The sequence below is a fragment of the Verrucomicrobiia bacterium genome, assembly GCA_019634625.1.
Classification (GTDB): domain Bacteria; phylum Verrucomicrobiota; class Verrucomicrobiia; order Limisphaerales; family CAIMTB01; genus CAIMTB01.
Map to the genome: position 1 here is coordinate 19,073 of JAHCBA010000052.1, position 19,447 is coordinate 38,519.

Here is a 19,447-nt window from a genome sequence, read left to right on the forward strand (position 1 = left end):
ATCCCCCCATGTCGCCTGCGCGTTTCGCGGAGATCACCGCGCGCTATCCCCTCCTCCACCTCGGTCTCCTCGGCGATTACTGCCTCGACCGCTACCTCGAAATCGACCCCGGCCGCACCGAAACCTCCATCGAAACCGGCCTCCCCGTCCATAACGTCGTCCGCGTCCGCAGCCAGCCCGGCGGCGCCGGCACCATCCTCAACAACCTCGTCGCCCTCGGCATCGGCCGCATCGATGCCATCGGCTTCTACGGCGACGACGGCGAAGGATACGAACTCCGGCGCGCCCTCGGACGCATGCCGCACGTCCGCCTTGACCACTTCCGACCCACCTCCGAACGCCGCACCTTCACCTACTGCAAACCCCTCGTCCTCCATCCCAACCGCCCCCCCGAAGAACTCAGCCGCCTCGACAGCAAGAACTGGGATCCCACCCCCCAGGCCCTCGAAGACCAGCTCATCGGCTCCCTCCAGGTGGTCGCCAGTTCCGCCCATGCCGTCATCACCCTCGAACAAGTGGACCAACCCGATACCGGCGTCGTCACCCGTCGCGTCCGCGACACCCTCGCCCACCTCGCCTCCCATCGGCCCGACCTGCTCATCCTCGCCGACAGCCGCCGTGGTCTCACCGACTGGCCTTCCGTCGGCTTCAAGATGAACGCCCCCGAACTCGCCGCTCTCCTCCACCAATCCTCCCCGCCTGCCCTCCCCGATATCCTCGAACAGGCCCGCCAACTCGCCCGCGCCCGCCAGCGCCCCGTCATTGTCACCCTTGCCGAACGCGGCGCGGTCGGCGCCCTCGCCGAAGGCGACCCCGTCCACATCCCAGCCCTGCCCATTCTCGGTCCCATCGACGTCGTCGGCGCCGGCGATGCCGTCACCGCCAACGTCACGGCCGCGCTCGCCTCCGGTGCCTCCCTCCGCGAAGCCCTCGAACTCGCCATGGCCGCCGCCCATATCGTCGTCCACCAACTCGGCACCACCGGCACCGCCACCGTCGCCCAGTTGCGGGACACCCTCGCCCCCTGATGGCCAGACTTCTCCCCGCCGGCCTGCTCATCCTCGCCGCCCTCGCCGTCGGCTGCGCTCCCCGTCGCCTGCCCCCCCAGGCCGATGCCCTCCGGGAACGATACGAGTTCACCCGTCCCCAAATGGGAGTCCCATTCCGCATCGTCCTCTACGCCACCAACCAAACCCACGCCCAGACCGCCGCCAACGCCGCCTTCGCCCGCGTCGAAGCCCTCAATGCCATCTTCAGCGACTACGAATCCGACAGCGAAATCACCCTCCTCGGCCGCAACGCCCCCGTCGGTCAACCCGTCCCTGTCAGCCCCGAACTCGCCCATCTCCTCCACCGCGCCCAATCCCTTGCCCGTGCCAGTGACGGCGCCTTCGACGTCACCGTCGGTCCCATCGTGCAACTCTGGCGCCGCGCGCGTCGGCATCGCGAACTTCCCCCGCCCCACCTCCTCGCCGAAGCCAGAACCCGCTCCGGTTGGCAGTTCCTCTCCGTCGATCCCCGCTCCCGGACCGTCACCCTCCACCGCGAACGCATGCGCCTCGACTTCGGCGGCATTGCCAAGGGTTACGCCGCCGATGAAGCCCTCCGCGTTCTGCGCGATCTGGACTGCCCCCGCGCCCTCGTCGCCGCCGCCGGCGATGTCGCCGCCGGTGACCCGCCCCCCGACCGACCGGGTTGGCGCGTCGAAATCGGCCAGTCCGACCACCCCTCCGCCCCGTCTCCTCGCGCTCTCTGGCTCCGCAACGCCGCCGTGGCCACTTCCGGCGACCTCTTCCAACGCCTCGAGATCGACGGACACCGCTACTCCCATATCCTCGATCCCCGCACCGGCATCGGCCTCACCGATCGCAGCCTGGCGATCGTCCTCGCCCGTGACGCCACCACTGCCGACAGCCTCGCCACCACCCTGAGCGTCCTTGGCCCCGACGGGTTGCCCCTGATCGAACGGACCCCTGCCGCCGCCGCACTCCTGCTCCGGTCCCCGGACGGATCCCTCGAAATCTTCGAGAGCCGCCGCCTCCCCCGCTGGCTCCGCAACGCCCCGGCCACCCCCGAATCCCCCTGATTCACGCCATCGGATTTGTTCCCCCCGCACAGGATCCTCCGCCTTCGGCCCGACCCCTTCCCGGCGAGCATTGCGGACATGCATTTCCGTTCCGTTGACGCCCCCCTCCAGCCCGGCCCCCCAAGAGAATCCCATCCAACCGCGGGGAATGGTTTCGTCGCCGGTCAATAATTAGCGAGCCTGACTATATAGACCCTGCCGATCGGCCCCGGTGTTCTGCCACACTCTTTAATTTAATAGGACAGGCTAAGAGCTGTTGACGCCCCGCCCCAGCTTGGCACCCCCTGAAATCCCATCCGATAGCGGTGCGTTGCGGTGGGTGCCTTTGCTGCGGGTCCATCAGTCAACTGCAAATAGCCTGACGCGCTGCAGGGTGGAGTCAGCTTTAACAAGCCTGTCTTAGAATATGCCATGGCCCCATCGTCGTTCGCAGTTCATCAACTCAAGGCGCTTCCCCCTCCAGGGGTGAACCGGATGGCCGACCGTCACCTTTTGCTTCGAATGGTCGCCATCGGTTGCAATGCGCGACCGACGCCAAGCACTCCGCGGAGTCCTTGCTTAATCACTCCTACCCTCCCGCCGATGCAAACGATGGATCGCCGCCTGGTCCACCGGCTTGATCACCATCTCGTCGATGCACACATGCGCCGGACGCCCCGCAATCCACACCATCGCCTCCGCCACATCCTCGGCGGTCAAAGGTCGGGTCCCCCGGTACACCTGCTCCGCCCGCTCGATGTCCCCCTTGAACCGAACCCTGGAGAACTCGGTCTCCGCCAGCCCCGGATCCAGGCTGGCCACCCGGATGCCGGTCCCCACCAGCTCCAACCGCAGCGCCCGCGTGATCGCCAATTCCCCCGCCTTGGCCGCACAATAGGCCGCGCCATTCTCGTACGGCGTCCGCGCCGCAATTGACCCGATGTTGAGCACCGTCGCCCCATCATCCCGCGGCATCCACGGCAGCACCGCCCGGACCATCCGCAGTACCCCCAGCACGTTCGACTGCATCATCGCCTCCCAGTCGGCATCGCGCCCCTCCACCACGGGCTCCAGGCCGTGCGCGCCCCCCGCGTTGTTGATCAGCACATGCACCGACGGCGCAACGCTCCGGATCCATGCCGCAAAGACCTCCACCGACGCTGTTGAAGCCACATCGAGCCCGTGCCACCGGGCGTCCGGCGATCCCAACGCCTCCGCCTCCGCGGCCACGGACGCCAACCGATCCTCCCGCCGCGCCCCAAGCATCAGGCGCGCCCCGTGTTCCCCAAATGCCCTCGCTGCCGCCGCTCCAAACCCGCTCGACGCCCCCGTGATCACCACCCATCGATCCTTCAATCGCGCCTTCATTCACCCATCCTAGAAACCCGGCGTCCCCCTGGAAATCCGCGAACGCAAAAGGGCGACCCGTTCGGGTCGCCCGCGCCATGAACCCACCGGAGGACGCCGAAGCCGCGATGTGCCGCCTCACTCCGGAGTGCGAGGCTGCAGCAATCCGCCGACCGCCTTGGCCGCATCCTGGATCTGCGACCCCGATTTCTGGAGCGCCTCCTGCGCCCGCTTCTTCAGATCGTCGATCGTCTTCTGTTGCTCCGGCGTCAACTTCCAGTTGCCAATCGAAGACTGCAGCTTCTGAAGCGCCTCGGTTCCCTTCCCCTCGTCCACCAGCTTGCGAACCTCCCCCATCCATTCGTTGAACTTCGCCTGTGCCGCCGCCCCCGCCTCGCCGGCAGCCTGCTCCACCCGCTGGGCCGCATCCTGAATCCCCGCCTTCGCCTGGTCCGCCACCTTCGACGCCCCCTCAGCGGCCGTCCTGGCCGCCTCGGACACCGAGGTATTCAGCGATTCCACCGCCGGCGCCACCGATCCGGCGGGACCTCCCGCCGCCGGGGTCCCGGACGACGCCGCCGCATCGTCGCTCTCGGTCGCATCGCTGCAGCCGGTGGATAACACCGCCAGGCCCAGCGCCGTCACTGCCGCTATCAGGAATGTCTTCATAAGGCTCACCAGAATTGGAATGTTCGAATCGGAAACGGGGGATGGGTGGCTCCCCGGCCGGCAATCCTTATCACACCCCCCACCCTCCGCAATCGCCATCCCAACCCCGCCGCGCCCCCATCCCCCGCCTTCCGCCCCCCACTCCCCCCTGACATCTGGGAACCGGCCGGGTAGGCTGGCCGGCATGGCGCAACGGCTCTTCCTCCTCGATGGCATGGCGCTTGTGTACAGGGCGCACTTCGCGTTTGCCGCCCGTCCCATCCGCACGTCGTCGGGACGCAACACCTCAGCCCTGTTCGGATTCGCCCTGACCCTCCTCGATCTGCTGGAGAAGGAATCGCCCAGCCACCTCGCGGTCGCTTTCGACACCGCGGTTCCCACCGAACGGCACCGGCTGTTTCCGGCCTACAAGGCCCAGCGCGAGGCCATGCCGGAGGAACTCAGCGACGCCCTGCCCGATGTCCGACGCCTTATCGACGCCTTCGGCATTCCCGCGGTCATCCTCGATGGCTACGAGGCCGACGACCTCATCGGCACCCTCGTACGCCAAGCCGAACCGCTCGGCTTCGAGAGCTGGATGGTCACCCCGGACAAGGACTTCGGTCAGCTGGTAACCGGGAACACGCGCCTCTGGAAACCCGGTCGTCAGGGCTCCGATCCCGAGATTTTCGGACCCGCGGAGATCTGCGCCCGATGGGGCATCCAGCGCGTGTCGCAGGTGGTGGACATGCTCGGACTCATGGGCGATGCGAGCGACAACATTCCCGGTGTCCCCGGCATCGGCGAAAAGACGGCGGCCAGGCTCCTCGCCCAGTACGACACGCTCGAAGCCGTCCTGGACCACGCCTCCGAAGTGAAGGGCAAACTGGGCGAGTCCCTCCGCACCCACCGCGACCAGGCGCTCCTCAGCAAGCGCCTCGCCACCATCGACACCCGGGCGCCGTTGGACCTTTCCCCCGACCGCCTGCCCGTCGGCACCCGGGACGACGAGGCCCTGCGAGCCCTCTGTCTCGAGTTCGAATTCCATTCCATCGGCCGGCGCCTGTTCGGTCCGGACTTCAAGGCGGGCCTCTCCTCGCCTCGCGCCTCCGGTCGCCCGGCCCGGAACACCGGCCAGGGCGACCTCTTCGCCGCGCCTCCGGCATCGGACCCGCCCGCCGCCGCGACCGGAACCGTCGCGATGTCTCCATCCCCCTGGCGCACCATCACGGACACGCCCCACGAGTACCGGATCGCCCGCACCGCCGCGGAACGTCGCGCCGTGGCCGAAGCCCTGCGCGAGGTGTCCGCCTTCTGCCTCGACTCCGAAACAGACGGCCTGGACGCGACCCGGGCCAGTCTGCTCGGGCTCTCTCTGAGCTGGAAGGCCGGTCACGCCTGGTACATCCCCGTCAACGCCCCCCCGCCCACCGAACACCCGGCGTCTCCCCCCGCCGAACTGGCGGAACTCGCCCCTCTCCTGGCCGACGTCACCCGCACCAAGATCGGGCACAACCTCAAGTTCGATCTCCTCGTCCTTCGCTGGCACGGCATCGAAGTCCGCGGCCCGCTCTTCGATACCATGATCGCCCACATCCTCGTCGAGCCCGACGGCCGGCACGGGATGGATCACCTCGCAGAAGTCCTCCTCGGCTACTCCCCCATCCCCATCGAACGTCTCATCGGTCCCAAAGGTTCCTCCCAAAAAACGCTCGCCCACGTACCCGTCGAAGAAGTCGCGGAGTACGCCGCCGAGGACGCCGACGTCACCTGGCAACTGGCCGAACGTCTCCGTCCCCAGCTCCGTGATCGTGGGCAGGAAAGGGTCTTCTTCGAGGTTGAAATGCCCGTCCTCCCGGCCCTCGTGGACATGGAATTCGCCGGGGTCCGCGTGGACGCCGCAGCGCTGGCCGAGTTCAGCCGCGCACTGGCCGTCGAAATGGCTTCGGCCGAAGCGGACATCCACCGGCTGGCCGGTCATGAGTTCAACGTGAACTCCAACCGCCAGCTCGGGGAGGTCCTGTTCAATGAGCTCCGCCTCGTCGAAAAACCCCGCAAGACTCCGACCGGCCAGTTCGCCACCGACGAGCAAACCCTCCAGTCCCTCGCCGCCGAACACCCCATCGTTCGGCGCCTCCTCGATCATCGATCCGTCGCCAAGCTCAAATCCACCTACGCCGACGCCCTCCCCACCGCCATTCATCCGGTCACCGGCCGGATTCACACCACCTTCCATCAGGCGGCCGCCGCCACCGGGCGCCTCAGCTCCTCCGACCCCAACCTGCAGAACATCCCCATCCGCACCGACCGCGGACAGGAGATCCGCCGCGCCTTCGTACCGGCCGCCGGCCATCGGTTGCTCTCGGCGGACTATTCCCAGATCGAACTCCGCATCATCGCCGCGCTCAGCCGCGAATCCGCCATGATCGAGGCGTTCCGGCAGGGCGCCGACATCCATGCCGCCACCGCCGCCCGCGTCTTCTCGGTGCCCCTGGAAGAGGTCACCACCGAAATGCGGCGCCGGGCCAAAATGGTCAACTTCGGCATCGCCTACGGCATCTCGACCTTCGGCCTGGCCCAGCGCCTCTCCATCCCCCGTGGCGAGGCATCCGATATCATTACTCACTACTTCGCCAGCTACCCGGGCATCCGCGGCTACATGGACGAAACCATCACCCGCGCCCGGGAACTCGGCTATGTCGAAACCCTCACCGGCCGGCGGCGTCACCTCCGCGACATCCAGTCCGCCAACGCCACCGTCCGAGGTGCCGCCGAACGCAACGCCATCAACACCCCCATCCAGGGTACCGCCGCCGACATGATCAAGATCGCCATGGGCCGGATTCATGCGGCCCTGCGGGATCGTGCCTGCCGCACCCGCCTGATCCTCCAGATCCACGATGAACTCCTGTTCGACCTGGCGCCCGCCGAGGAAGACCTCGTCCGTCCCCTGGTCGAGGAGGCCATGCGCACCGCGCTGCCCCTGCCCGGCGACGTTCCCATCGCGGTCGAAATGGGCACTGGCGGGACGTGGCTCGAAGCCCACTGACGTCCGTCCGCAATCCGCCCCAGTCATCATCCGCGACGCAGGATCCGGTCGAGCTCCCGCAGGATCTCCGCCGCCGTGAATGGCTTGGGCACCGAACCCACCAACCCCCCGTGCTTTGGCCAGGCCCCCTCCGCCGGAACATGTCCGCTCGCACCCAGGATTCGCACCTCCGGATCCATCGCCCGCAACGCACCCACCGTCGAGGTCCCGTCCATCACCGGCATCAGCATGTCCAGCAGCACCACCGCAATCCGTTGCCGATGCTGTGCGAAGAGCGCGATGGCATCCGCCCCGTCCCCCGCCACCAGGACCTCGTACCCGTGCCGGACCAGCGTCCGTTCCAGCGCCGAGCACACCCCCGGCTCGTCATCGGCCACCAGGATCACCTCGCCCTGTCCCCTCGGCAGCTCGCCGACCGGCTCCTCCGGCTCCACGGTGGACACCTTCCGTTCTGCCGGAAAATACACGTGGAACGTCGTGCCCTTTCCCAATTCGCTCTCGAGATGGATCCACCCGCCGTGGCTGCGGACGATCCCCATGGCCGTGGACAACCCCAGTCCCGTCCCCTTGCCCACCGGCTTCGTGGTGAAGAAGGGATCGAACACCCGGTCCCGGACCTCCCGCGGCATGCCCGTCCCGGTGTCCGTCACCCGGGCAACGACATGCGGACCCGGGTGCCCGTTGGAACTCAACCCGGCCTGCAATTCGTCCAGCATCACGTTCTCGATCGTCACCCGGAGCGTGCCGCCCTGCGGCATGGCGTCCCGGGCGTTGACGTAAAGATTGAGGAAGACCTGATGCAACTGGGTGGGATCCGCGACCACGCACCACAGATCCTCCGACGCCCGCAGCTCGATACGGATGCACTTCGGGATGGTCTCCCGGACCATGCTTTGCACGTCCCGCAGCACATGCAGCAGGCTGAGCGAGATGCGCTGCCCCTCCATGCCCCGCGCAAACGAAAGCACCTGCCGCACCATCTCGGCAGCCCTCCGGGCGCTCCGCTCAATGGTGCGCAAGGATTCCGCCGCCTCCGCCTCCTCCTTCTCGGACCGCAGCAAATCCACCGAAAGTAGGATCGGGGCCAGCATGTTGTTCAGATCGTGAGCGATCCCCCCCGCCAGCGTTCCCAGGCTCTCCAGCCGCTGGGCCTGCAGAATCTGGCCCTCCAGCCGCTTCTTCTCGCTGATATCCACCCCCACCACCAGCAGGCACGGATGTCCGTCCACGTCCATCCGGTGCGCCCGATACAGGAACGGCACCTCGCCCCCTGTGCGTCGTCGCACCGTCAGCTCGGCCTCGGCATGCCCCTTGACGAACGCCTCCCGGATCCGCGCCCGGGCTGTGTCCCAGTCGCGTTCGGCCAGGAAGTCCATGGCCGTCATCCCCGCGATCTCCTCAGGGCCGCATTCGGACACCTCCTCCAGCCGGCGGTTCCATCGCAACATCCGGCCATCCTCCCGAAACAACCCCACCACGGCCGGCAGATTCGAAAGCAGCGTCTCCGAAAACACCACCTCCTCCCTCAACTTCAGCTCCGCCGCCTTCCGTTCGGTGATGTTCTCGACCTGCGAGACGAAATACAGCGGCTGCCCCTTCCCATCCCGCACCAGCGACACGCTCAGCAGCGCCCAGAGGATCGAGCCGTCCTTGTGAAGATAGCGCTTCTCCATCCGGTACTGCTGCCGTGCCCCGGACAACACCTGACGCACCAGATCCAGGTCGGCCTCCAGATCCTCCGGATAGGTGATCTCCTGGAAGGTGCTCCCCAGCAATTCCGCCTCGCTGTACCCCAGCATCGAACACAACGCCCGATTCACCTGCAGCCAGCGCCCGGAGGGCGACACCAGCGCGATCCCGATGCTCGACGACTCGAACGCCCCGCGAAACCGCGCCTCGCTCTCGACCAGCGCGGTCTTCTGCCGCGCCAGGACGACCTGGTGATGGGCGCGCTCGATCGCATGTGGCAACCGGATGAGGTAGCCCGCCTCCTTGCGAAAATACTCCGACGCCCCCAGCCGCATCGCCTGGATCGCCACCTCCTCGCTCCCCTGGCCCGTCACCACCACCACGGGAATGTCCAGTCCCATGCCGATCCGGACCCGCTTCAGCACCTCGATGGCGTTGTCCCCGGGCAACTGATAATCCAACAGCAGCACATCCCACCCCTCCGTCCCCACCCCACCGGACGCCAGGCGGGCGCAGACCTCGTTGCCGTCCGGCACCACCTCCAGCTCGATGTGCGGCGCCTGCTGTTGGAAATGCCGCTGCGTCAGTTCCGCGTCAGCTCCGGCCGGCTCCGCGTACAACACGCGAATCGTGCAGGCCCGACGCTCCCCTTCCCTCCGGAAATGGACCAGCGCACCCTCCAGCGTCGGCACCAGCAGCGCCCAGCAGCCGTCACGCTTCGAAAGGTAGTCGTCCGCCCCGGATCTCAGCGCCGCCACCACAGTCGCCTCGTCGCCCCATTGGGTCAGGACCACCACCGCGATCGGCCACCGCTGATCCCGAATCTCGCCCAGCAACTCCATGCCGTTGCCGTCCGGCAGGCTCATGTCCAGCAAAACGACGTCCGGAGGCCGCGCCTCCGCCAGCCGCGCACGGGCCCTTGCCAGGGTGGGCACCACCTCCAATCGATGCGCCGGGTCCCCCGTCCGCACCGCATGCCGCGCCAGCTCGGCATCGTCCGGGTTGTCCTCGACGTACAGGATTCTCACGGCAGCAGGCCGGGCTCGAAGTGGTTCAGATGGGTCCAGTACCGATCGATCTGGGCTGCCACTTCGACGAACTGCTCGAAGGCCACCGGCTTCACGATGAAGGAGTTGGCACCCAACTGGTAGGCCGTCGCCATGTCCGAGGCCTCGGTCGAAGTGGTCAGCACCACCACCGGCACCGCGCGCAGCGCCTCATGGGCCTTGATCCGCCGCAGCACGTCCATCCCGTCCACCTTCGGCAAATGCAGATCCAGCAGGATCACCGATGGAACGGGCACCCCGGATTCCCAGCGGTCCACCCACTCCATGGCCTCCTCCCCGTCCCGCGCCACCTCGATGTGCCGGGTCGCTTCGCCCCGCCCGAAGGCGCGGAGGGTCAGGTCGAGATCCATGGGGTTGTCCTCGACGAGAAGGATCGGTCGCGTGCGGTTCATGCCGGAAATTCCAAATGAAAAGTGGCTCCCTTCCCCAAAGCCCCTTCCGCCCACGCCCGCCCCCCCATCCTGTCCATCGCCTTTCGCACGATCGCCAGCCCGATCCCCGTGCCCGCATACTCCTCCGCCCGGTGCAACCGCTGAAAGATGCCGAAAATCCGCTCGGCAAACTTCGGATCGAATCCGATGCCGTTGTCCCGAACCCACAATCGGACACGCCCGTCCGCCACCTCGCCCCCGACCTCGATCATGGAATCCCCGCCGTCCCTGGCGAACTTGAGCGCGTTGTCCAGCAGGTTGCGCAGCGCCATGCTCAATCCCTGAGGATCCGCCTCCACCGAGATTTCCGGGACCCGCTGCGTCACGGTGGCACCCCGGGTGCGGATCGCCTCCTGCATCGACTGCACCACCCCGTCCACAAGCGGTTTCAACTCGACGGTCGAAGACTGGCAGGGCGACCGTTCCAGACGCGAATACCGCAAGAGATCGTCGATCAGCACCCCCATGTGCGTGGCCGCCCGGCTGATGTTCGCCAGAAACCGCTTCCCTTCCTCATTCAACGGCGCCGCATGCTCCTCCAGCATGAGCCGGCTGTACCCGTCGATCCCACGCAAGGGCGCCTTCAAGTCGTGAGAGACCGAATACGTGAAGGTCTCCAGCTCCTTGTTCTTGCGCTCCAACTCGGCCGTCCGCGCGCGCACCCGTTGCTCCAGATCCAGGTTCAGGGCCTCCAGCAGCTCCTCCGACCGCTTGCGCGCCGCCACCTCGCGAACCCAGCCTTGGAACTGCTGCCGCAGCACCAGGAACAGCAGCGCCGCCGTCAGGGCTACAAAGGCCCACCCCTTCCACAACTGCACCCGGTATGCCCAGTCCGGATCCGGGAACCATCGCACCACCGTCCGGTCCGAAAAGAGGATCCAGCAGAACCCCGCCAGCGCGTACCCGATCGTCACCGGCAATGCCAGTCGCGACGCCCGACACATGCCCCACCGCCGTCCGTTCCCGTCGTTCGCCGCAGTCGGCACCGACTTCATCGCACCCCCACCCCAGCCCATTCCCGCACTCCCGCATCCCGTAACCCGTCGCGCCACGGCCCGCCCAGGCCACACCCCAGCCCGGAGGTGGCCTGCGATGCAACCGTAGGTGAAGGCGCCCATTGCACGCAGCGGAGTTCCTCCAATACGCGGTTCGCCCACTCCTGTCACGCCCGGAAGCGGTCCTGGTCGCCGGCCCGAATCCTTGGCGCACCCTTGGCGCACGCTTCGCCTTGAGGAGGAATCGGATCTCCGGGGGCTTCAGGATTCGAACCGCCACCGACGAGATGCCTGGGCGCGGTGCGAGCGGGTTCAAGGAGCAGATCGAGGAGAGAAGCAGGTCTAGGGAGGGCTCTCCTCCGCCGACAGGCTTCGCTATAGAGAGTCGGGCATTTTGTTATTGAATTGATGGGTTCTCACCCGAATAGCCCACCTTCTTCTTATTGCCCCGCCGGCGGTACGGTCATTTCCATCCGACTCGTGGAGCTTTCCGGGAGCTTACCGGGGGATGCCACCGTACGTACTGCGTCAGCTACAAATAGCCTGACTTAATATTTTTGTTGCCGGAACGGCAGGGCGGGGCGCCCAGCGGGGCTGGCTCTGGTGGCAACCCGGGCCGAGTACTGCGTCAGCTACAAACAGCCTGACTTAATATTTTTGTTGCCGGAACGGCAGGGCGGGGTGCCCAGCGGGGCTGGCTCTGGTGGCAACCCGGGCCGAGCGGCCGCAAGGGGGACTGGGGCGACTGCCGCTGGGACTGATCCTGCGATCGCGGGATCTTCTCCGGTGGCGCTGGAGGGCCGGGCACCGGGGAGCGAAGCCTCCAACCCCAATCCCATTCCATCGGCGGCAGTCTGTGCGGGAGGTGCGGGACCCGATGTTCGCACTCAGTGCTCGTGGTGATCGTGCGAACTCCCGGTTCCGGCCGCGCGAGCCTCCGGATGAGCCTGCAGATAGGCATCGACGTCCCGGGTCACGATCAACCACCCCCACATCACCTGGTGATGTCCGGGAAAGGTGCAGACGTATTCGTAGTCGCCCTCCACCATGGGAGCGACCAGCTGGAGCGTCTCCCGCTGGCCCGCCTCCAGGAGTCGGGTGCCGGCCAGGACGGCGTCACCGGGAGGCACATACGCCCGTCCCTGCCCGTCCACCTGGTCCGGGCGCATCAGGGCCGCCGCCATGCCCACCCGGTCCCGCGTTCCCGGTTTCACAAGGACCAGATTGTGAGGCATGAAGTCGTTGTTCTCGACGATCAGTTCGAACGGCTTCCCCGCCTCGACCACAATGCGTGGCGTGTCGAACCGCATCTGCTCCCGAACGGCGCGCACCACAAACACCGATACCCGGAGATCCCGCAGTTCACGCCGCACCCGCGCCGCCCGGTCCCTTGGCAGAAACCCGGCCAGATCCTCGGCAAACTGGATGGTCTCGACATAATCCAACGCCGTCCGGCCCTCGGGCGGAATGGTCCGTGCCCACGCCGACAGTGCTACCGCGGTTTCACCCGCCACGGCCCGCGGCCAGGAGGCCCGGGGCAACGACCGCATGCCCCGCGCTGCCATCGGGACCAGTTCGCCACGGGCAACCAATCGCGCCAGTGCCCCGAACACCGCGTCCGACTTCTCGGTCATGCCCACACTGGCGCGGATTGCGGCCCGACGCAGCGCGCCCACGGGATCTTCCTGGATCGCCAATCGCACCGACCGGTCGGGCGCCGCCTGGTTCTCCAGCACCACGACCTCCCGGCGCTGACCATCCAGCACCTTCAATGTGAATCCGTCCAGGCGCCGCCCCAGATTCCCTTCGGTACGATTCCACACCACGACCGTGTCGATGGGATGCTCGCCCCCGAGATCCACTTCCCACCACGGATTCACACTGTTCTCCTGGGTGTGGGTCTGCGTTCCGCTGGCGAACGTCCCGTCCATTCGTCCGTCGATCGCCCGGGACGCCTCGCCGCTGTTGGACGTCGAGGACTGCCTGGCCCGGCCCTGCGGCGCAATGTTGCGGCCGTCACTGAGCACCTCGACCTCCGCCAGGGTCAGTGTGCCCCGCCGCGGCAACTCGATTCGCACGGTGCGCCCCATCGTCCGCCGTTCCACCGCCAGCGCGGCCAGTTCGGGAGGCAGGTCCCCCAACAGCGGCGCCACCCGATCGTAAGCCCGGGTCCTGAAGTCCGGATCGAGCATCAAGGGGATGCCCCCCACCAGGTCCGCCAGACGTCCCGCCGATCGTCCCGCCGATCCGGACGCTTCCGACCAGACGCGATCGAACGAGTCGTCGGCCAGCGCCAACGAGGCCCAGGCTGCCTCCCGCACCTCGGCCACCGGCCACGAGGTGGCCATCTCCTTCAAGCGCGGCCGAACCGCCGCAAGTTCCTCCGGCAACTGGAGCGGCAACAGGCGGGCAATCCCCGCAACCGTCGCCGGCGATGACGCGCTGCGGGCGTCCAGTGCGCCCAGCAGCAGCGCGACCCGGCCGGTGTCGCGGGCGCTGGCCCATTCCAGCAGCGCCGCCGCCCGGTCCGCATCCGGAACTTCGGCGCGCGTCACAATGGCCTCGAGCACGCCCGGCGTCCGCGGCAGACGCAGCAATTCCGTCGTGGTGACCCTTCCGATCAGGTATTCGAGCCCGGCGGGATTGTGCGCGGCGATGGGCTGGCCCTCGGCGATCGCCCGGCGCCACCACCGGTCGAGTTGCCGGAGGGATTCGCGCAGCGTGTAGTCGAGATAGTAGTCGGTGGGATACCTGAGAACCTCCAGCGCCATCTCGGCCGCCTCGGCGGTCTGAAAGAAGCTGGCCCCCCGCACCGCCTCGAGGCGCACCCGCGGATGTTCGTCGTTGGCCAGGGCACGAAACAGGGCCAGCGCATCGGGCACCCGATCCCGCCAGTAACACAGCACCCGGCCCGCTGCTGCCCGCGCCCGCGGTTCGGGGGAACGCAACATCCGCCGGAGCAGGCCAGGATCCACCGTGTTGTGCCACTGGTGCACCCACAGCGCCTCCATCAGGTGATGCTCATAGGCCGGGTCATTGCGGTCGAGATTCGCCGCCCAGCGCCGCGCCGCCGCGGTGACCGTCTTCGAGTCGTGACGGTCGAGTTCGATCTTGGCCAGTTCGCGGGTCTGGTTCTCCGGTTCCTTCAGCAACTCGAGCAGGGCCTCCACCGGCTGACCGTGGATCTTCGGCGGTGTCATCAGCGGTCGCCCCTCATGGGTGATCCGGTAGATGCGGCCATGACGATGATCGCGGTTCGGGTCCCGCAAGTGGTGCTGCATGTGCCCGATGATCGCCTGGTGCCAGTCGGCAAAGTAGATCGCCCCGTCCGGTCCCGTCGCGATGTCGATCGGCCGGAAGTTCGGGTCGCTCGATTCGATCAGATGTTCCAGCGTCTCGCCCTTCAGCCCCGAGCCCTCCTCCGAAACGCCGACGCGGAAGATACCCAGGAAGCTGATGACGTTCAGGTTCAGGAAATTGCCCTGGAACTCCTCGGGAAAATGCCGGCTGGTCAGAATCCCCGTGGCCGCGCAGGGCCGGGAGGGACGATTCCAGAACTCACGGATTCCCGGATGCTTGGCCGGATAGTCCAGGAAGCCGCTGATCGCCGGACCGAAGTAATTCGCATTGCCCGTGGCATCGGTGACGATGTCGTTGCCCCAGTAATCGAACACGCGCCCGTGCGGGTTGGCGAAGCCATACGAGATGTAGGTCTCGAACCGGCCCGTCCGCGGCTCGAACCGAAAGATCGCCCCGTCGTTGTTCCGCACCGGACCCCACGCCGTCTCGACCTGGGTCCGGTGGAAAACGCCATCGCTCAGGTACATCGCCCCGCCCGGATCGAGGCAGATCGCATTGGCCGTGTGGTGCGAATCCGCCGAGTCCATCCCCATCAAGACACGCTCCCTCCAGTCCGCCCGCCCGTCGCCATTGGTGTCCCGCACAAACCAGAAGTCGGGCGCCTGCATCAACAGCACGCCGTCCCTGTAAAACTGGAAGCCGGTCGGCGCGTTCAAATCGTCAAGGAACCGCGTCATCTTGTCCGCGCGGCCGTCCCCGTTCGTGTCCTCGAAGATCAGGAGGCTGTCGCCCTCCGGGTTGTCCGGCCGGCGTCCGGGGTAGTTGGGCCACACCGCCACCCACAGGCGCCCACGGGTGTCCCAGGCCATCTGCACCGGATTGATCAGCTCGGGGAACTGCGCCTCGCAGGCAAACAGGTTCACCTTCATGCCCGGGTGAACCTTCATCTTCGCGAGGGCCTCCTCGCCGCCAAGATACACATGGCTCCCATCCGGGTTCCGACCTGGCAGGTTCGACTCCACCCGCGTGACCGGAGGAAGGTTCGAATCGTCCACCGTCAGATCCCCGCCCCGGGCCAAGGCCCAGACACGACGCTCGCGGTTCGCCGTCATGACGTCCCGCTGAGCCATCTCCTCCTGCATCACCCGGTAGTTCGAAACGTGCGGCTCGGGCGGGTTGCGATCCGAAATGAAGCCGCCCTGACCGGGCCGGTAGGCCAACGCCGAGCGGCCGCCATACACGTTATAGCCATCCACCGTCCGGTACCGCTGATGCCACTGCCAGTTCTTCTCGTTCACCGCCGCCCGTAGCCGGCTCCAATCCCCCGTGGGCGGACTCTCATGAAACAGCCCCCGGAACATCACCGGAGCCAGCAGCCTGTCCCCCTCGTCCGTCAGGAATATGCCGTTGACCGTGAGCGACTCCCCTCGCGCCGCCGCCGCCGCGTAAAGCTCTCGCGACGCCCCGAACAGGTCGATGAACGGCACCCCGCGCGCCTGGGCCACCTCCGCCATCACCCCGGTGTACCGGCGCAGTCGCGCATTGCTGGCCTCCGGATCCGGCACATCGGGGTCGCGGTGCCGTTCGTTCGCAATCGGCGAAAACAGCACCAGCCGCGCGTTGCCGCGTCCCGAGTAGTCCCGTGAAGTCGTCTCCTGAATGTACCGGTCCAGGTCGGCCCGGAACGCCTCCACACCTTCCTCGCCCCGGAAGGATTCGTTGTAGCCGAAGAATGCGAAGACCACGTCCGCCTTCACCCGCCGCAGCCAGTCTTCCGGCGACCCGAAGTTCTCCGAACGATGCCGGATCACCACCTCGTCGCCCGCCGCCGCCAGATTGCGCACCACCAGTTCGCTCTCCGGGAACCGCGCATGGATCAGGGCCTCCAAATACCCCGTGTGCTGCATCCGGTCCGGCAGGGCGTTCCCGACAATCGCGATGCGGTCCCCGTTTCTCAGCGTCAGCGGCGCCGAGGCTGCCTGGCCGGTCGGACACCAGCCGCACACGGCAAGCCACAGCGGCAGGACTCCCGGAAAAAGCCCGAAAAGGGACGGTTGCAGGCGACGACACCGGCTCGAATTCATGGTCGGAATGGGCGTGGACGTAATGGACCCGCGGACCATGCCGACCTCCCCGAACGACAACAAGCCGGCATTCTTCGCCCCGTTCAGGACGCCATGCCCCCGCATGCTACGCGTCAGGAACCCGTCCCCGGCGGCTCGGTGAGGCCTGGATCGGATGTCCCTTCCTGCCCCCCTGCCCCAGAATCCCCTGATGTCGCGGCGGCCTCCGCCCCGGAGATCGTCGCCCCGACGGCCGGCTCCCCAACCGGGGCCGGGTCCGGGGCTGATGACGGCTTCAGGCCCTCCTCCGGAACCGTCGCCAGCCCGGGTTCCGCAGTCAGCAGGGATTCCGGACGAGTGACCGGCAACCGGCGCAATTCCTCGCCAGCGGGCAACTGGTCCAGCGACTCGATGCCAAAATACTCGAGGAACGCCAGGGTGGTGCCATAGGTGATCGGCCGGCCCACCACCTCCGCCCGGCCCACCGCTTCGATCAAGCCCCGCTCAAGAAGCGTCTGCATCACCCCATCGACGCTCACCCCGCGGATCTGCTCGATCTCGGCCCGCGTCGTCGGCTGGCGGTAGGCGACGATCGTCAGCGTCTCGAGGGCCGGGGCGCTCAGCCGCGGCGGTCGCGGCTTCCTCCCCACCAAGGCCCGAAGCCACGCTCCATACTCCGGCAGGCTGGCGAATTGCCACGAACCGGCCACACACATCAGGCGAAAGCTGTGCCGTCCATCGGCGTAGTCCCCCTCCAATTCCCCCAGCGCCGCGCGAATCTCGTCCTCCTTCACCTTGCGGTACGCCGCCGCCTCCGGAGCGCACTCGTCCTGCGCGGCCTGCACCAGGTACTCCCGAAGTTCGCGGGAACTCAGCGGGGATTGCGCGGAGAAGAGCAGCGCCTCCAGCACCCGCTTGAGGGGTGGCGGCGCGGACTCGGGCTGGGACGGGGTTTCCATCGAGGAAGAAATCGGCCTCCAGGACGCTCAATTCCACTGCGCGTCGCCCCCGGCCGGAGCGGGCGGCTCGGCAGGCGTCTCCGGGGCAGCGGCATGGACATGCCGGACGTCATCTGTCGCCCCTTGCGTCACCCCTTGCCCAACGGATTCCTCCAAGGCCACGCCCAAGGGAGCCGGAGCCGGTTCGATCTCGATCTCGGAGAAGGGCTCCGGCTGGACCGCCACGATCATTCGCAGCCGGATCAATTCCAGGACGGCGAGGAAGGTCACCACCACCTCCGTCCGGCTCGTGGTGGCGTGGAACAATTCCCCAAAGCGCAGACGCCCCCGTTCACGAACCGCCCCAAGCAGCGCCTCGATCTTCTCGCTTACCGACCACTTGTCCTCGAACACGTCCCGCGCTTCACCCTCCCGGCTGGCAAACCGCCGCAGCACGGCGTTCACCGCAGCCAGCAGATCGAACAAGGTCGCTTCCCCCCGGCGGGAGATGGGCTCGTCAGGAACCTCGATCGCGCCGGGACGACGCGGAAACGTGTTCTCCGCCTCCATCTCGAGCACCTGAAGTCGGGCCGCGGCGTCCTTGAACTTCTTGTATTCGACCAGTTGCCGGATCAGTTCCCACCGCGGATCCTCCACGTCATCCTGTTCAGCGTTCTGCCCTTCCGGACGCCGGTCCCTCGGGAGCAGCTCGCGGCTCTTGATCAGCATCAAGGTGGCCGCCATGACGACGAACTCGCCGGCCACATCCAGGTCGAATTCCCGCATCAGGTTCAGGTACTCGATGAACTCGGTTGCAATCCGGGTGAGGTTGACCTCGTAGATGTCCACCTCCTCCCGGCGGATCAGGTACAGCAGCAGATCCAGCGGTCCCTCGAAAACCTCGAACTTGACGCGGTATTCGCCCATGCATTCCAAGTCGCCCTCGGCGACCGGAATCGCGACCATAGAAACCCGCCCCCGACCTTGGCAACGCCGGATCCCATTCCCGAATCCCCGCGTCATAGAAATCGCCAGGGAGCCAATACCTTTTCAATCGCGGCCCAGATCGCTCCGCACGCAGTCGACCCACAGCTCCGCAACCTCCCTCACCGACGTGCCTGCATGCCATTATGCCAACTTCGAACCAGGCCCTCCCGATCCACCGCTGCGCCCTTCTTCTGCGTCCCAGTACTTGACTTAACAAATAAAATGTCAGGCTTTTTCATTATTTATTTATTGTTACACAACCATCCCACGAAAACCATGAGACACTCCGATGCCGTGTCGGGCCGCCCCCCTCCGCCCGCCGCCCCGCTCAACATCAGCTGCCCGTCCGGCGTCACGCTCAGTGTCGCATCCCGCAGATCCGTACCGTCCACCGCCACGTCCAATCCAATTCAAATTGTCAGGCTCTTTATACTTGCCCTTCATCCAGCCTCCCCCGTAACCTGCCCAATCATTCCTCATTTCGTTCGCCCGCACCGCCCCTCTCTCTCCTTTCCTTTCTCACCCCCTCGCAACCCTCCACCCCATGAGACTTCCCCGTATCAAGGCCGACCCTTCCCTCCCGGCGACGTATCACTGCATGTCCCGCGTCGCCGGCCGCCTCCCTCTCCTCGACGACTCCGCCAAGCACAAGCTCCTCAACATCCTCCACCACCTCGCCCGCTTCTGCGACATCGACGTCATCACCTTCTGCTTGATGTCCAACCACTTCCACCTCCTCATCCGCGTCCCTCCCAAACCCCTCCCCGACTCCATCCCGGACGACGTCATCCTCGCCAAACTCGAGGACTTCTACGGCCCAAAGGCCACCCTTCCCTCCCTCGCCCGCGCCGCCCTCAACAAGGGTCAG

Annotated in this window: 12 protein-coding genes; 4 read left to right on the top strand and 8 right to left on the bottom strand. The window is 66.8% G+C overall.

The window, feature by feature from the left end; all coding sequences use genetic code 11:
• The first annotated feature begins 8 nt into the window (after positions 1-8).
• Both KF833_21660 and KF833_21665 read left to right on the top strand, forming a co-directional pair.
• Positions 9-1,028, top strand: a complete 1,020-nt coding sequence (locus KF833_21660; protein MBX3747923.1) for a carbohydrate kinase — start codon at positions 9-11, stop codon at positions 1,026-1,028.
• Complete coding sequence (locus KF833_21665) at positions 1,028-2,086, top strand: FAD:protein FMN transferase (protein MBX3747924.1); 1,059 nt, start codon at positions 1,028-1,030, stop codon at positions 2,084-2,086. The genes KF833_21660 and KF833_21665 overlap by 1 nt, the downstream gene beginning before the upstream one ends.
• A gap of 558 nt (positions 2,087-2,644) precedes the next feature.
• Here KF833_21665 and KF833_21670 read toward each other — a convergent pair.
• Positions 2,645-3,433, bottom strand: a complete 789-nt coding sequence (locus tag KF833_21670) for an SDR family NAD(P)-dependent oxidoreductase (protein ID MBX3747925.1) — start codon at positions 3,431-3,433, stop codon at positions 2,645-2,647.
• A 117-nt stretch (positions 3,434-3,550) separates the two neighbouring features.
• Positions 3,551-4,081 carry a hypothetical protein gene (locus KF833_21675; GenBank protein ID MBX3747926.1) on the bottom strand — a complete coding sequence of 177 codons (531 nt, stop codon included), beginning with the start codon at positions 4,079-4,081 and terminating at the stop codon, positions 3,551-3,553.
• A gap of 184 nt (positions 4,082-4,265) precedes the next feature.
• Here KF833_21675 and polA point away from each other — a divergent pair, with 184 nt between their 5' ends.
• Positions 4,266-7,109, top strand: coding sequence for a DNA polymerase I (gene polA / locus KF833_21680; GenBank protein MBX3747927.1), 2,844 nt, complete (start codon positions 4,266-4,268; stop codon positions 7,107-7,109).
• Positions 7,110-7,135: 26 nt separating this feature from the next.
• On the opposite strand, the gene KF833_21685 is transcribed toward polA, so the two are convergent.
• From KF833_21685 to KF833_21710, 6 genes are all read right to left on the bottom strand, one after another.
• Positions 7,136-9,826 carry a PAS domain S-box protein gene (locus KF833_21685; GenBank protein ID MBX3747928.1) on the bottom strand — a complete coding sequence of 897 codons (2,691 nt, stop codon included), beginning with the start codon at positions 9,824-9,826 and terminating at the stop codon, positions 7,136-7,138.
• Entirely contained in the window at positions 9,823-10,257 is a 435-nt protein-coding gene (locus tag KF833_21690) for a response regulator (GenBank protein ID MBX3747929.1), read from the bottom strand. Before KF833_21690 ends, KF833_21685 begins: the two co-directional genes overlap by 4 nt.
• Positions 10,254-11,291 carry a two-component sensor histidine kinase gene (locus KF833_21695; protein MBX3747930.1) on the bottom strand — a complete coding sequence of 346 codons (1,038 nt, stop codon included), beginning with the start codon at positions 11,289-11,291 and terminating at the stop codon, positions 10,254-10,256. Before KF833_21695 ends, KF833_21690 begins: the two co-directional genes overlap by 4 nt.
• A gap of 887 nt (positions 11,292-12,178) precedes the next feature.
• Entirely contained in the window at positions 12,179-16,675 is a 4,497-nt protein-coding gene (locus KF833_21700) for a HEAT repeat domain-containing protein (protein ID MBX3747931.1), read from the bottom strand.
• A gap of 113 nt (positions 16,676-16,788) precedes the next feature.
• Positions 16,789-17,613 carry an SMC-Scp complex subunit ScpB gene (scpB, locus tag KF833_21705; protein ID MBX3747932.1) on the bottom strand — a complete coding sequence of 275 codons (825 nt, stop codon included), beginning with the start codon at positions 17,611-17,613 and terminating at the stop codon, positions 16,789-16,791.
• Positions 17,614-17,640: 27 nt separating this feature from the next.
• On the bottom strand, positions 17,641-18,519 hold the full coding sequence (locus KF833_21710) for a segregation/condensation protein A (protein MBX3747933.1): 879 nt from the start codon (positions 18,517-18,519) through the stop codon (positions 17,641-17,643).
• 604 nt (positions 18,520-19,123) lie between these two features.
• Between KF833_21710 and KF833_21715 the strand changes: the two genes are divergently transcribed.
• A partial coding sequence (locus KF833_21715; GenBank protein ID MBX3747934.1) for a transposase occupies positions 19,124-19,447 on the top strand: 324 nt, incomplete at its 3' end.